The following is a 15485-nucleotide window of genomic DNA, read 5'->3' as shown; positions in this document are numbered from 1 at the left end:
ACTCAGACTGCTCGCATAAAGCCACGGGCCGTGTAGGCACCCAAAATGGCGAACTTGCGAAGCTTGCTCAATCCAATGCGGCGACCAAAGACCTGAAACCGGTGTTTGCGGATCTTCTGGAGAATCTCGCTGTACACCTGGGCCATCATTTCTGCGGCGAGCATGCGGTGCCGGTCCTCCTCCGGAAGGAGCCTCTCGGCTTCCGCGTAGAAGTGCATTGCCTTTTGGTACTGATGCTCCATGAGCGCTTCAAAACTCGCCGGAGGACGTCCTTCCAGAATCTGGCGCTCTGTGACTTTGAAGCGTCTCAAGTCTTCCAAAGGGAGGTAAATGCGGCCGTTGCGGGCGTCCTCGCCGACATCGCGGATGATGTTGGTGAGTTGCAGGGCATAACCCAGCGCCACAGCGTAGTTTTTGCACGCAGGGTTCGTGTAGCCAAAAATTTCGATGCTCACCAGACCCACCACACAGGCCACCTTGTAGCAGTAGGCCAGGACCTCCTCATGGGTTTCATAGAACCGATGGTCCAGATCGCTGGCCACCCCGTCGATGATTTCTGCCATCATGGCGCGATCGATCGGATAACGCTTGGGCAGTTCTGCGATCTCGCTCTGGAGGTCGTCAGGATGGGGGAACCCTTGCGTCAGGCCGTCACGCCATTCCTGAAGCAATTGCCGCCGCACTTCCACTCCAGCAGTGTCTTCGTCTCCAATGTCATCCACCACCCGGCAGAATGCATAGAAGGTCATCATGTCCCGCTTCCGGGTCCGTGACAACGTTGACAGGGCGAACGCGAGGTTCGACTTGCTGCGTCGTGCGATCTGGTTGGTGACGGACTCGCCAGGGGTCATGCTTCTTCGAGGGAAACGGGAGCATCATCAACATACCCACCCCACAGGAGAAGCAAGGCAGCGCTGACGAAAAGCCACAAATGGATGGTGGCGACGAGAACCGCTTCCATGAGAAATCTTGCCATAAGCCAGTTTCCCAAAATCTGATCAGGAAGAACCCCTAAACAAAAGTGGAGAAGGGCGAGGATGGGAAGCGCGGTGACGGAAAACGATGCCAGCAACTTCCCGCGTTGCAGCCACCATTGGAGGGTTAGTTCTCCTACATGGAAGAAGCTGCCGCGCAAGGTGGCTATGGCCAGGGGTAGGGGAGCCAGGAAGAGCAGGTACTCGGGAAGGAGCCATTGTTTGGCAAAGTTCCACTCCGGTCCGGGTTGTTTTTGGATCCACCACCAAGGCCACTGACAGGCGGCAAGCGCAATCACATTTGGCCACCGGATCAAGGTCTGACGAAGGGAGAGGCCCTCTTCGGTGAAAATATTGCGGGTGTTGATGAGGTAGCAGCCAAACCACACCTGGGTAAAGGCGCAAATCAACGCCTGCAGGGTCGCATCTGCCCAATGGCCTGGCCAAAAGGAGGGGAACGCCAGCACCCGGTGGAATAGGAGGCCAAACTGCTGCCATGCGTTGGCCAGGCCATGCAGAAAAATGTGGGGCCAGGGGGCCATTTCCATGGTCCACCCTTCCGAAGTTGCCTCGATGGTTTCTCCCTGCATGCCCAGCCGATGTTCCCAGAAGCGGGAAAAGGTGAGGCTCGCGGTGAGCCACAGCAACGGGGCGGGGTGTCTGCCCAGCCAATGAAGTGCCTGGCGAAACACCTTTGCGAGGGGGTGAAGAAAGAGATGCAGTCCCAGGCAGAGCGCGAATCCGCCCAGCCAGAGAAAGGGAATGGCATCTTGATAGGGTGACAAGGAAGGCATCTGTCAGCCCGAGGAAATACAGAAGGATGCCGGGGTTGTCACTGACAAGCTGCAAAATGGCCTGAAGCCATGGGGATCAGCCGGTCATCATACCCGGGAGAGCTGGCGTCGTAGGGAAACGTCCAGCACGGCAATCACCATGACAAGGGTGACCATCATGACGATGAAGTTCATCCAGAGAGTGGGGACCCGCAACTCCTGCCACCAGGGCTTTACCTTGCGACTGTTGTTGCCAGTGGTTGCGGTGGCGCTGCTCACCCGGGATTCACCCAGGACGGTGCCTGTGGCCCGTTCTTCTTCCTCCGATCCTGGGGCTGCGGCCGAGGGTTCGAAGAGGGGGTAGGTCTTTACAGTGCCGAAAAACACGTTGGGGCTGGCGGTGCGGCGGTAGTCTTCACGTTCCATTTCCGCCTTGGTCACCAGATCCAGCACCTTGCGGTTTACGTAGATCTCTTCCGCGCTGACGCCTTTCTTCAGCTTCATGTCTTCGGGAGAGAGGTGGCCTCTCGAGACGCTTTCCTGGATGCGTCGCAGCCGGCTGCTGACTCCAGAGGCGTCCACATCCTGCAATCCTGAGACTACGGCCAGAGCCTGCTTTGTTAAATCCAGATCCGCCCGCTGCTCCTCGGTCATAGGGATGTGCCGGGGCAGGTTGATGAGGCCCTGAATTCTGTCCTCCAGCATGGACTGGGCGCGGCTGAGCGGATTGAGCCTGGCCTGGGAGATGATCGCGCTCTCATACGACCAGCGCAGGGGCATGATCTGGCAGATCAGCGGAACCTTGAGTTTGCTGGCCTCGGAGGTGTCCTTGTCCTCACCCTTGGCCGACCATTGGCGGATGGAGTACACGAAATCCAGGTTGCGGTTCATTTCCTCGTACTTGATCAATGCCCCGCCGAGAATGATCTGGGGGATGAGCAGCAGAGGGATGATGTTCAGCGCCGTGCGGATGTCGTGCACGAGGGTGGAGACAAGCAGCCCCAGGCAGACCCCAGTGAGGGAAGTCATGAACATCCAGAACAAGTGAACGACAAACATCTCCCGGAGCTCCAACACCGCATTGCCAATGAGCAGATAGATCACGCACTGGATGAGTGAGAAGGTCGAGAGTGAGAGAATCTTCCCGATGATGTAGTACCGCACCCGGAGGTTGTGATTTCGCTCCCGGTTTAGCATGGGCCGGTCGCGGATGATCTCATCCGCGCTGTTTGTCAGCCCCAAAAACATGGCCACCACCAGGGTCAGGAACAGGTAGGTGGGGATGTGAAAGGCGCTGGCAAAGGTGTAGGAGTCATCCTCAGAGTACCGGAGGACCATGGAGATGAGAAAGGCCAGCAAGGGGGCCTCCAGCAGGGTGGTCAGAAGGTTTGCCCGGTTCCTGAGCTTGCTCAGAAAGGCCCGCTTTATCATTGTTGCAAAGAGGATGGACTCCTCCCGCATGGTGAGATGGGGGGGCTTGGGCAGCTTGCGCTGCTGTGCAAGCGATTCCCCGCGAGACTCCTCCCGGCGGGCATTCTCCCGCCGCGTCTCTGACTGCGACATGCTGCTCATCAGCACATGCGTCTGGTAGCGGTCGCGCCAGAAATTGGGCGGGAACCGCCTTGCGGCCATCAAGTGGCCATCGCTGGTGCGCTCATGGATGATGTCGCCGCTGATATCGCGAAGAGGCGTCTCCAACACGTCGAACACCAGGTCCGGCGTGACCATGTCCGGCATGGGTACAGGGGCCGCATTCTCCTCCTGGGGGGTGGTTTCTTCGCAGTATGCCTGCCAGAAATACTCGAGCATGCCCTGCGGCGTGCCGAAGTAGGCCATCTTTCCGCCTTTGTCGAGCAGCAGCGCCTTGTCGAACATCTGCAGGAGCTTCATGCTCGGCTGGTGGATGGACGCCAGGACGATCTTGTTGCGGGCCAGGGATCGAATGAGGTCCAGAACGTGCTCGGAGTCCTTGGAAGACAGGCCGGAGGTCGGCTCGTCGAAGAGGTACACATCCGCGATGCCGATCATGTCCAGGCCCGCATTGAGCCGTTTGCGCTCGCCACCGCTAAGGAACTTCTGCTGAGGGGTCCCGGCAAGCCGGCCTCTCATCTCATTGAGGCCAAGCTCGACGAGCTTGGCGTCGACGCGCTTCCGCCTCTCGTCCCCGGGCAGGTGAGGGCAGCGCACCGCGACGGAGAAGTCGAGGTTTTCCTGAACCTTCAGAAGGGAGTCAAAAGCGTCCTCCTGCGGAATGTAGGCGACGTATGGGCAGAGATTGTCCAAGCTCTCATAGAGAGGGAAGCCATTCATTTGAATGTCTCCGAACCGGGGCTTCAACTGACCGCCGATAGTGCGGAGCAGGGTGCTCTTGCCGCATCCGCTCGGGCCCATGACGCAGATCATCTCTCCGCGCCGGGCGGTGAGGCTGATGCTGTCCAACGCGGTGTCACGCTGGTCGAAACGATGCCCCACCTCGCGCAGTTCGACCTGCCGGATGATGTTGCGTTCCTCCTCGATGATCCGGTCGGCAAAGTGGCAGCGCAGGTACTGTCCCTCCCCGAGGGTCAGAGTGTCACCGTCGTTAAGTATGGCCCGATCTTTGATGGGGATGTTCCCCACGAGGATGGGCCGGTCGGCGCGCAGCACTTCCAGCTCACCGGTCTTGTCCTCGTAGTTGCAGATGATCTTGAGCAGGATCTCTCCGTCGCCATCTTGAGAGAGGAGGATGTCCCCCTCGTCGAGCAAGTCCGGGTTGTTGGAGACGAGGTAAGTGTTGCGGCTGCCCTCCAGGCGGAATTGCTCTCCGAACTCCCGCGCACGGCGGCGCAGTTCTTGAAGAGAGATCTCCAGTTCATCCTTGGCTATGATCTTGTCTTCAATCGACGCCTCAATCACGGTGCCTTCGCGCAGCCGCTTGCCGTTGATCTTGGCGTCGGTGTCACGCAACGCCTCAATGGTGACCCCGAGGCCGAAGCTGATGCGGAGATTTGTGCCTCGACTGCGCGTCTGGGAGATCTCAGCGCTGCCCTCATCGGTGAGGGTCAGGTAGAGCTGCGTGCCCGTGAGGTTCTTTTTGGCATTGAAGTAGCCTATGAGATCCGCGTAATCCAGGGAGACGTCGTCCAGTACCACGCGCTCACCCTGATACAGACGCGAGAAATCGCCGGGGCGCAGGGTGCGGCTGCGGACCAGCACCGAGGTGGCACCGACGTTTTTGATCAGCAGGAGGTTCTGATACCGGAACGCGGCCACTGAGCAGTCCTCGCCCAACGAGCGCAGGAGCACGTCGCATGGCTCGTGGGCTGCGATGCGCAGCATTTCCAGAGGTTGACCGCCTTTGCTGCGGAACTCCCCGTCATCTGCGGGTTTGTCCTCGGCATTGAGCTGATAGACAATGTCGATGGCCTGGGCGGCAATGCCCAGGTTCGTCATAAACAGGTAGAATTCCACCAGCTGTTGCCGGGAGTTCTCGGAGCGGGAAATGAGAAGATAGAGCTGTACGCCAAGGAGAATCTTCTGCTCGACCGTCAAGCTGCGACTCAAGTCGCGAGCCCGGGCGCTGAGGTCCTGGGGCTTCTGGAGCGCTTCAAAGTAGATGCGGCGCAGCTCCGAGTAAATGGCCTCCGGATAATCATACCGCATGAACCCCAGGCTGGAGTCGATCTCCTCCTCCATGACGGAGCCATCGATCTTGGAGAACCCGGCAAATACCTCCATGAGCACCGGCAGCATGGTGTTGCCCGCTGAATCCGGGCTACGGCCCGTGAAACGGGTCAGGAGGCGCTGCCACCAAGTTGAGCGCCCACCTGCCAACGGCGATAGAGCCGATCGGGCAGCCCCTTTTTTGGGGCGCGGAGGAGTCGGCTGGGATTCGGCGGGCGGCGTCATGGGTAACGAAGGCGCAAACTAGGCATGGCATACGGGCGCACACAAGGGCAAGTGCATGAGCTGGGCCGCTTTTTGGCCCTGAGCATGACTCAGGGCTTGAACATTCTTGACAACGCTGTCACTAAACCCTTGCTCAGCCGCCGGACCGTGCAATCGGGTGCGTCCGCTGCCTGAGCGTCAGCGTTCCGAAATTTAAGGGTTTCCACGACCTCCGTTCGGTGTATCCTTCCTAAAGCCCTCTTTTACTATTTCACTATGTTCGACGAAGAACAGAATCCCCAGCGCAACAACCGCAAGACGCCCGAGCCCCAGTTTAACTGGAAGGGGTTGGTGCTTCTCGGCGCTTCCGCGCTCATCATCGCATGGGCCTTCTTCCTCAACCAGGACAAGAGTCTGGGGGGAAGTGGCAAAAAGACGTTTGCCGAGTTCAAGCAACTCCTGGAAAACGACCAGATCATCTCCACCAAGGACAAAGAGCTCAAGCTGGTGACCAATCAGGGCACTGGCACTGAGTACCTCAGTGGTTATTACACCAAGGGAGTTTCCGCTGACGGCAAAAACCCTGCGGCCGAAGGCAGCTTCACCACGGAGGTGAACATTGCCTTCCAAAAGGACGAGCTGCACCGCATGATCGAAAAGGCCAACGACGCCCGCCTTGCTGCCGCTGAGAAAGCTGGTTTGGACAAGTCCAAGGTCGAGCTCATCGTCATCACGCCTGAGTATGCCTCCAACTACACGGGCACGATCTTCTTCACCCTGTTGCCGATCTTGGTGTTTGTGGGCCTGTTCCTCCTGATCCGTCAGCAGATGAAGATGGCGGGCCGTGGAGCGATGAGCTTTGGCAAGAGCCGGGCCCGTCTTCTCAACCAGGACCGTAACAAAATCACCTTCAAGGATGTGGCCGGCGTGGAAGAGGCCAAGGAAGAAGTCTGGGAACTGGTGGAATTCCTCAAGGATCCCAAGAAATTCCAGCGCCTGGGTGGCAAGATCCCCAAGGGCGTGCTCATGGTCGGCTCTCCTGGTACGGGTAAGACGCTCCTCGCCAAGGCCATCGCAGGTGAGGCTGACGTGCCATTCTTCAGCATTAGCGGTTCCGACTTCGTCGAGATGTTCGTGGGCGTGGGTGCCAGCCGTGTGCGTGACATGTTCGAGCAGGGCAAGAAAAATGCCCCGTGCCTTATCTTCATTGACGAAATCGATGCCGTGGGCCGCCATCGTGGTCATGGGCTCGGTGGGGGACATGACGAGCGCGAGCAGACGCTGAATGCCATGCTGGTGGAGATGGATGGTTTCGACACTCAGGAAGGTGTCATCATCATTGCCGCCACGAACCGTCCTGATGTGCTGGATCCCGCCCTGCTTCGTCCGGGCCGCTTTGACCGTCAGGTCACGGTGAGCCTTCCAGATGTGAAGGGTCGTGAGGAAATCCTCCGCGTTCATGCCAAGCGCGTGAAGCTGAGCGAGAACGCTGACCTCAGCAAGGTGGCCCGTGGCACCCCCGGCTTCTCCGGTGCGGAGCTTGCCAATATCATCAACGAGGCGGCCCTTCTGGCGGCTCGCAAAAATCTCAAGGCCATTGGTACTCCCGAGCTTGAGGAAGCCCGTGACAAGGTGCGATGGGGCCGTGAGCGCCGTAGCCTTGCTCTGAGCGAGAAGGAAAAGGAGAACACCGCCTACCATGAAGCGGGACACGCCATTCTGATCGAACTTCTGGAGCATACGGATCCCCTGCACAAGGTGACCATCATCCCTCGCGGCCCCTCCCTCGGGTCCACCATGTGGCTGCCTGAAGAGGACAAATTCACCCACCGCAAGAGTGAGCTCCTTGACGACCTCGTGGTCGCCATGGGTGGCCGAGTGGCTGAAGAAGTCCAGTTCAGCGATGTGACCAACGGAGCCATGGGGGACATCCGCCAGGCGACGAACATCGCCCGCAGCATGGTTTGCGCCTGGGGCATGAGCGAGAAGCTCGGCATGGTGGAATACGGAGAAGGGGACGGAGCCGTCTTCCTGGCCCGCGACCTCGGTCGTTCTCGCAACTACAGTGGTGCCACCGCTCAGAAGATTGACGAGGAGGTGAAACGTCTCATCGACGAAGCCTATTCCAAGGCCAAAGACATCCTGCTCGCCAACAAGGACAAGCTGGACGCCATTGCCCATGCCCTTCTGGAGTTTGAGACGCTCGACGGCAGCCACATCAAGGAGATCATGAAGACCGGTAAGATTCAGAATCCTCCCCAGTCACCCAAGCCTCCTACGCCTCCTCCCGTACCCAAGGCTACCCCTGAACGCACTGCCAGTTCTGCTGAGGACGAGCAGGAGGGCGGGTTGCCTGGCGGTGTTGTCGGTGTCCCGGCCTGATTCCTGATCTCCCGATTCTTTCAAAAGAAGCGCCTGCATGCTCTCCAGCGTGCAGGCGCTTTTTTGTGGTCCGGTCAAACCTCCCCCTGCGGGATTTCGTGTATTCGCTGACCTTGAAGGGGTTGCGGGGCAAAAATTCGCCTCGGGAAAAACCCCTTGCGCCACCCCGCGCATCCCAGTACTGTCATTTCTGTCAGTTCGTCAAAGCATGCCGCTTTGAGGCCCAGTCCTGGAAATGCTTCGCAAATGCGCTGCCCAAGCCCGCGAAAAGCACCTAACCGCCTCTCCTTCCAGTCATCCATGACTCCGGAAGCTCTTTGTGCTGCCTTGACCCGTCACCGTGCATCTTCGGCGATGCCAGCCGTCTCCGCCGGTGGCCAGAACTGCATGCGAAGCCCCAGTCGCGCCGCACTTTCTCCGTTCGCTTCGGATATAGCTGGATCTGCCGTTTCTGCGGATCCGTGCCGTGCCACGCCCTGGTCATGCTTCGCTCCGAAACCAGAGAAAACGAAATACCGTTCCGATGAGCGACTACAACAGCAATGGCTCCGGCCGCCCGAATGGGCGCCGTGGAGGCCGCCGCCACCGCAGTGGCAGCAACAACCGCCCCGACAGCACCCGCAGCAGCAATAGCAGCAACAGCGATACCCGCGGAAACTTCCGCCCCAACCGCTCCAAGCCCCCTGAACCTACTGGATTCCAGAAGTTCCTTTCGGTGGTGACGTTCGGTCTGCTTGGCAAGCCCAAAGCTCCTGCCAAACCTGCTCCGCAACCCAAAGCCCCCCGTGAACTTGGCCCGATCGCCCGTGGTGATCGTGAAGCCGCCAAGTCCCGTGTTGAGTCCAGTCCGAAACCAGCCCGTCCCCCGCGGCAGGCCCCGATTTCGACGGAAGTCACCACAGAGCGCCTCTATGTGGGCAACCTGAGCTACGATGCTTCTGAGAGTGACCTCTTTGAGCTCTTCAACGGTTCCGGCCGTGTGAAGAATGCTGAAGTGGTGGTGAACAACCGCACCCAGCGCTCCAAGGGTTTTGCCTTTGTTACCATGATGAGCGTGGACGAGGCGAAAAAGGCCGTGGACGATCTGAACGGCAAAGACTTCATGGGGCGGCCCCTTGTGGTGGGCGGCGCAAAGCCCATGTCTCCTCGTGATGAAGAGGAGCCCCGGAGGGAGTCTTCTGAAGCACCTGCCGCTTCCCCGGAGACGTCCGAAGAGCCCGGCCCGACTCTTGCCGCCTAGGCAAGAGATTTACGGAGATTGACCTTCTTCAACCGCTTGTCGGCTTCTTGCTGACAGGCGGTTTTTTCTTGTGCGCGACAGGTGATGTCCCACCTTGGAGTTGCGCATTAGTTTCTAACTGCCTGCTTTTGTGTCCGTCAGCCCTGTCATCAAACCTTTTTTTGTGGTCGGCCCCACCGGCTCAGGGAAGTCTGCGCTCGCAGTGGAACTGGCGGAGCGTTGGGGTGGGGAGGTGGTGAATGCTGATGCTTTCCAGCTCTATAGGGGGCTCGATATTTGCACCGCGAAACCCACTTCAGAGGAGCGAACAAGGGTGCCTCATCATCTCTACGATGTGCTCGCTCTCACCGAGGTGGGGGATGCGGCCTTCTACTCCGAGCTGGCCAGGCAGGTGATCGATGAGATTGCGTCACGGGGAAAGGTGCCCATCGTGGTGGGGGGCAGCGGGTTGTACGTCAAAGCGCTGACGCACGGCTTGAGTCCTCTGCCGTCAGACGCCAGCCTGCGTTCGAAGCTCGAGCACCTCACTGCCAGAGAACGCGTGGCGTGGTTGTTGATGCGGGATCCCCACGCTGCGACGACGGTGAACTTGAAGAACGACCGCTATGTCACGCGGGCCTTGGAGATCTGCCTCCTTACCAGTCAGCCTCAGTCTGAACTCCGTTCCGCATGGAAGCTGCAAGAGCCAGCCTATCGCGGAATGCGTCTGCAATGGCCCAAGGAGGTGTTGGACATCCGCATCAACCAACGCGTTCTGAACATGGTGAAGGCTGGACTTGTAGAAGAGGTCGCCGCGGCAGGGGAGCTTTCTGGTACAGCCGATAAAGCCATCGGGGTCAATGAGGTGCGTCGTCATCTGGCAGGGGAGCTGTCTGAGATCGAGATGATTGAAGCCCTCCAGCTTGCCACCCGGCAGTACGCCCGGCGGCAGGAGAAGTGGTTCCGGCGGGAGAAAGGGTTTAAGGTGCTGGAGATGACGGAGGGGCAGCGGGAATGGCCGAAAATCGACTGGCTGGCTGTAGATTGATTCGGGCCTGAAGAGATCTAGGGGGACGGATCAACCAGCTTTCGGAAAGGGGGGGCGTTCGTCTGGTTCCTTGAACGGAAGCTGAAAAGATGGCCGTATTTATGCCGCCCATTTCCTTATTAAACCCATGCCATGAGGTGGCACTGGGGCAATCCCTTGGAAGAGAATTGGCTGCAGGAGAGGCTGAGAAGGGAGGGGGAAGGCGCTAAAACCTGCTTGCACGCGGCCCCTCCCCGTTCATGACTGAGGGTTCCATGTCTGAATGCCTCTCTGTCCGCGTCGATCTCGCCGAACGTAGCTACGATGTCTATGTAGGGAGCGGTTTGCTCCCGCACGTGGGCACCTACGCGACGGAGCTCTTGGGACGGAAAAAGTGCGTGGTGGTGACGGACACCAACGTGGAGCCTCTCTACGGCCAGACGGTGATCGACAGCCTGGAGCAGAGCGGGATCACGGCCACTCTGGTTGCCGTTTCAGCTGGAGAGCCCAGCAAGGCCATGTCCGTAGTGGAAGATGTGTGCCGGGAAATGCTGAAGGCCGGCCTTGACCGGAAGTCCTTTCTCGTGGCACTCGGCGGGGGCGTGATTGGGGATCTGGCCGGATTTGCCGCCTCGATTTTTCTGCGCGGAATTCCCTTCATTCAAGTGCCCACGACAGTGCTCTCCCAGGTGGACAGCAGTGTCGGCGGCAAGACGGGCGTGAACACGCCGGAGGGCAAGAACCTTCTCGGAACCTTTTACCAGCCCAGCCTGGTGCTGGCAGATGTGGACACCCTCTCCAGCCTTCCAGAACGGGAGTACCGTGAGGGATTCGCGGAGATCATCAAGCACGCCGCCATCCGGGATGCCTTCATGTTTGAAGCCATCGCCGAAGTGGCAGAGGGCAAAGGCGATCTTGCCGCTTTGATTCACCGCAATGTGGCAATCAAGGCCCGCATTGTGGAAGCGGATGAACATGAAACGAAGGGGGAGCGGGCCTTGCTCAATTTCGGCCATACCATTGGCCATGCCATTGAGGCCAGCGCAGGCTATGGTCAGCTACTGCACGGGGAGGCCATCAGCCTCGGCATGATTGCGGCAGCGTCATTGTCCGCTCAGCTTGCCGGACTGCCGCCTGTTGGTCGCGCGAAGATCGCCAACATGGTGAAGCTCTTCAACCTGCCTACCCGGCTTCCGGAAGGGATGACCACCGAGACCATCCTGGACTACATGAAACACGACAAGAAGTTCAGCGAAGGAAGCATTCGCTTTGTCTTGCTGCGGGCGCTGGGCGATGCCTACGTGAGCAAGGAAGTGACCGAAGCGCACATCATCACTGCGATCAAAGGGCTGCGGTTTTAGAGCGTTTTCAGGCAGCCTCGATTATTGGTGCAGACTTTCTGGCAACAGTCCAAGACGCTGGGGCGCTGGGGATCAAGCGCCGTGATCGAGGGACCCTTTGCTGCTAGGGCACGGGCATGAGATGCAGACCTCGCTGCAGGAAGTAGCGCGACATGGTGGGAGTTGACACTCGTGAAGACAACTGTACAAATGAGTAGTTGTTTTTCTTCGCGCTGACCATTGCCACTTTGTCCTCCCATGACCCGTACCGAAGCCTACCTCGTTCTCAACCTTCTTCCCAAAATCGGTCCCGTTCGGGTGCGGCGCTTGGTGGAGTGGTTTGGTGGGCCGGTGGAGGCCTTGTCGGCTCTGGCGTCGGATATCAAGCGGGTGGAGGGCTTTGGGGAAGAGCTGGCCCAAGTGGTGGCAGGGTGGGAAGATCGGGTGGATCTGAGCCGGGAACTGCGGAGAATCGAGGAGGAAGAGCTCACCATCCTGACGCAGGAGGACGCGAGCTATCCCAAGCTGTTGAAACAGATTTATGATCCGCCGTTGGTGCTTTACGTGAAGGGAACGCTGCTCCCGCGGGATCAGCATGGGATCGGCATCGTGGGTTCACGGCATGCCACCCAGTATGGCTTGAGCACGGCCAAGAAGCTGGGCTTCCAGCTTGCGTATGCCGGCTACAGTGTGATCAGCGGTCTGGCGCGAGGCATCGACACTGCGGCCCACGAGGGGGCGCTGGCCAGCAAGGGGCGGACGATTGCGGTCATCGGCTCAGGTCACGGCAAACTGTACCCGCCAGAAAACAAAGCCCTGGCAGAGAAGATCGCTGAAAACGGGGCCGTGATCAGTGAATTCCCGGTGGATTGTCCGCCGGACAAGCAGACGTTTCCCATGCGCAACCGGATTGTGAGCGGATGGAGCTGCGGGATTGTGGTGGTGGAGGCTCCGGGCCGAAGCGGATCTCTCATCACGGCGCAACAAGCCGTGGAACAGGGGCGGACGGTCTATGCGGTGCCAGGCAACATCGACAGGCCGTCATCGCAAGGCTGCAACCGGCTCATCCAACAGGGGGCCAAGCTCATCCTGGATGGCGGAGATGTGCTGGACGACTTGATGACACTCTTCCCGACTGAGCCGCAAGCGCCCAAGATGGAAAGTGTGCAGCCGGGCGTCACGCTTGCTCCAGACGAGGCAACCGTGTTCGAAGCCATCGGATCAGGAGAGGCTCACATCAATGAAATCGCTGAACGGTGCAGCCCCCTCTCCGGTTCACTGGTGTCGGCCACCCTCATGAAACTGGAGATCAAACGCGTGGTGAAACCGTTGCCCGGGAAGTTCTATGTGAGGCTGGTATAGGTTCTTGGTTCTTTATCGCATGTTGACTCCTGAAGCTGCTTCACCCGTTTGAGATGGGGCGGTCTTCTTCTTGCGAGAGAAGATGAGTTTCCCTGCGATGGTGAGTCCACAGAGGCTGAGCATGACGATGGAGAACAGATCGCCGAAGCGGGCGTAGAACGTGAGTTCCGGTTTCTTCTCAATCTTGACCTGTTGATCCAGAACTCCCTTGGTGAAGACGCTGCCTTTGCGGTCCATCAACTTGGCACCTTTGGGGATGCGACCTTGGGCGTCGATCAAACATGTCACTCCCGTGTTGCACGCCCGGGCCATGGGACGACGCAGTTCGATGCAGCGGAAGATGGCGTTGGCGAGGTGAACCTCGTTTTCTTCACTCTGAAGGAACCAGCCGTCGTTGGTCAGGTTGACGATGAGTTGGGGGGCTTCGCGGACGAACTTTCGGGCAAGCCGACCCACAGTGTCTTCAAAGCAGACCAGCGGGATCAACTGGACGCCTTCAGGACGATCAAGCAGGAGAGGCTCGGTGGAAGTGCCCGGCTGAAAATCGCCCGGGAGCACGTTCCCCAATGCGGCACGCACCAGAGGGATCTCCCGGAGCGGCAGGTACTCGCCGAACGGAACGAGATGGATCTTCTGATAAAGCTGGTGGTTGTCGAAGGTCCCTTTCATGAGAGCGGCTCCGGTGTACATTGCCTCATTGGGGAGCTCGATGTCCGTCCCCGTCAGCAGGGAGAAGTCTCCCATGCCGAGCACGTCGTTGAGGAAGGGAATGTGATTGGGATCATGGAAGCGGTAGGGGAGGGCGCTTTCCGGCCAGATCACGAGATCGGGTTTGTTGTCCGAAGGACGGGTCACGAAGAGCTCGGTGAGCCGTGCCAGTCCGTGGTAGATTTCCTCGACCCCTTCACCCGTACCCCTTGCCAGGAACTTTTCACCCTGGGGCAGGTTGAGCTGCACCATCAGGAGATTGAGGCGCACTGACTCTCCTGAGGGGCGGGAGAGCTGATACACACCGTAACCGAAGTTGGCGAGCAAGAGGCAGATGGCGAGGAAGAAGTCCGCATGGGGACGGACGCGGGAGGTGCGGACTTCCTGCCGAAAACGCAGCACGGTGTTGTACCCGATGGCGGCGACAAACACCGGGAGAAAGGACAGGCCGGTGACCCCCACCAGATCCGCGCTTTGGATCATGGCAATGTTAGAGTGGAGGGCGACTCCAAGACCATTCCAGCCAAATCCGGTCATGACAATGCCGCGAAGCCACTCGCAGGCCACCCACATGGCACCCGTGAGGAACGCAGACCGCAGAGATTCCAGAGAGACGCTGAAAAGTTTTCCTGAATCTCCGGCGGTCGGCAATCCGTCCGCGCTGATGCGAGGGCGGGCGATGGATGCGGCGAACGCTCCCCACAGGCCCCAATAGAGAGACAGGTAAAAACTCAACCCGAGCACCGCTCCCATGCCCATCAGTTCGGGGCCCCAGCCCATCCACTCGTTGCCGACGGCTCCATGGATCACCCGGGAGGAATGCCGTATCCAGGCGAGATTGGGCACGAAGAAGGCGAGTCCCGCCGTGTAGCCGACCTTGAATCCGTGTCGCACTCTGGACTTCTTTTTCTCCAGACTGAAGAGCCGGTTGCTCCAGAGAGCGTAAAGAACGGGGAAGATCCAGAGCCAGGCAAGCAGGCCGATGTTCCAGCGAGGGTAGGCAAAAGTGAGGGCAAATCCGCCCGCAAGGGCAAGGAGATAACGGGTGAGCCGCATGGGGCATTCCCTTCATGCAAACGGGAGATTCGTGCAAGTGGCGGATATGGCAGGTGTGGGCTGGTCAGGGAGCTGCCCCAAAAAAAGCGTGAGCCACGCCAGTGACTCACGCTGAAAGCAAGGAGGGTAGATCAGTTCCCGAAGAGCTTCTTCAGAATCCCACCAGGACCCCGGGGCCGGCCCTTGTCGTAATCATGGTCATGGTCGTGATCATGACGGTCCCTGTCTTCAGCACGGGCAAAGAGGTAACCTTTCTGGTCCTCCACCTGTTTCACCAGGGTGCGGGTTTGCCAGAGCAGGCTCCGGGTCCGCTCCGTCAGGCGCACGTCCTGGCTGGACTGGGAGACTTGATCCATCGCATTCCTCAGCGAGTAGAAGGTACCCTGTAGCTTACGGGGGGATTGGCGGGATTCCACGTCCGATTTCAGGGTATGGCTGGCAGCCTCCAAACTGCGGGTGGCCTCCAGAAAGCGGCGTTCACTGCCACGAGGGGGCCCATGCTTGTAACGGCGGAGGTCCGACTCATAGGCGTCCACCAGCTGATGGGAGGTGCTGTCGAGCTGGGTTACTGCGGCGGGGATGCGATTACGGTCGCGATCTCCCTTGGGAGGCGCGGCGCTGGCAGGGATGACGAGAAGAGGGATGAGCGCAAGGGCGGCTAATCCGGTGGAGAGCAACTGGTTCAGTTTCATGGCTTTTTGGGGGAAGAGTGTCACCCTGCAACTGACTGGGCTGCTGAGAAATCTATTCATCCGTTGAAAATAAATCGGCAGTGGA

Annotated in this window: 10 protein-coding genes; 5 read left to right on the top strand and 5 right to left on the bottom strand. The window is 59.2% G+C overall.

From position 1 onward, the window contains the following. Window positions 1-2: 2 nt before the first annotated feature. The 3 genes from VSP_RS22805 to VSP_RS22795 form a co-directional block, all read right to left on the bottom strand. A complete protein-coding gene (locus tag VSP_RS22805; protein WP_009963599.1) occupies window positions 3-851 on the bottom strand; it encodes a phytoene/squalene synthase family protein in 849 nt (282 codons plus the stop codon). Further along, the gene (locus tag VSP_RS22800) at window positions 848-1768 is read right to left on the bottom strand and encodes a hypothetical protein (RefSeq protein ID WP_009963597.1); all 921 of its coding nucleotides are present in this window, start codon (window positions 1766-1768) and stop codon (window positions 848-850) included. The genes VSP_RS22805 and VSP_RS22800 overlap by 4 nt, the downstream gene beginning before the upstream one ends. Before the next feature lie 87 nt (window positions 1769-1855). Next, window positions 1856-5635 (bottom strand): ABC transporter permease, encoded by a 3780-nt coding sequence (locus VSP_RS22795; protein WP_081452666.1) that lies wholly within the window; start codon window positions 5633-5635, stop codon window positions 1856-1858. Window positions 5636-5890: 255 nt separating this feature from the next. On the opposite strand from VSP_RS22795, the gene ftsH reads away from it, so the two are divergent. From ftsH to dprA, 5 genes are all read left to right on the top strand, one after another. After that, a complete protein-coding gene (ftsH, locus tag VSP_RS22790; RefSeq protein ID WP_009963595.1) occupies window positions 5891-7996 on the top strand; it encodes an ATP-dependent zinc metalloprotease FtsH in 2106 nt (701 codons plus the stop codon). Between the two features lie 523 nt (window positions 7997-8519). Then, the gene (locus tag VSP_RS43160; protein ID WP_009963593.1) at window positions 8520-9236 is read left to right on the top strand and encodes an RNA recognition motif domain-containing protein; all 717 of its coding nucleotides are present in this window, start codon (window positions 8520-8522) and stop codon (window positions 9234-9236) included. Between the two features lie 130 nt (window positions 9237-9366). Next, window positions 9367-10263, top strand: a complete 897-nt coding sequence (gene miaA / locus VSP_RS36880) for a tRNA (adenosine(37)-N6)-dimethylallyltransferase MiaA (RefSeq protein ID WP_009963592.1) — start codon at window positions 9367-9369, stop codon at window positions 10261-10263. Between the two features lie 239 nt (window positions 10264-10502). After that, the gene (aroB, locus tag VSP_RS22775) at window positions 10503-11603 is read left to right on the top strand and encodes a 3-dehydroquinate synthase (RefSeq protein ID WP_009963591.1); all 1101 of its coding nucleotides are present in this window, start codon (window positions 10503-10505) and stop codon (window positions 11601-11603) included. A 237-nt stretch (window positions 11604-11840) separates the two neighbouring features. Further along, window positions 11841-12944 (top strand): DNA-processing protein DprA, encoded by a 1104-nt coding sequence (dprA, locus tag VSP_RS22770; RefSeq protein WP_009963589.1) that lies wholly within the window; start codon window positions 11841-11843, stop codon window positions 12942-12944. A gap of 12 nt (window positions 12945-12956) precedes the next feature. Here dprA and lnt read toward each other — a convergent pair whose 3' ends face one another. Both lnt and VSP_RS22760 read right to left on the bottom strand, forming a co-directional pair. After that, a complete protein-coding gene (gene lnt, locus VSP_RS22765; RefSeq protein ID WP_009963588.1) occupies window positions 12957-14708 on the bottom strand; it encodes an apolipoprotein N-acyltransferase in 1752 nt (583 codons plus the stop codon). Window positions 14709-14839: 131 nt separating this feature from the next. Next, on the bottom strand, window positions 14840-15400 hold the full coding sequence (locus VSP_RS22760; protein ID WP_009963586.1) for a hypothetical protein: 561 nt from the start codon (window positions 15398-15400) through the stop codon (window positions 14840-14842). Window positions 15401-15485 lie beyond the last annotated feature (85 nt).

The sequence above is a fragment of the Verrucomicrobium spinosum DSM 4136 = JCM 18804 genome (assembly GCF_000172155.1).
Taxonomy (GTDB): Bacteria; Verrucomicrobiota; Verrucomicrobiia; order Verrucomicrobiales; family Verrucomicrobiaceae; genus Verrucomicrobium; species Verrucomicrobium spinosum.
The sequence above is the reverse complement of the archived record's forward strand: the minus strand, read 5'-3'. Positions and strand labels throughout refer to the sequence as shown.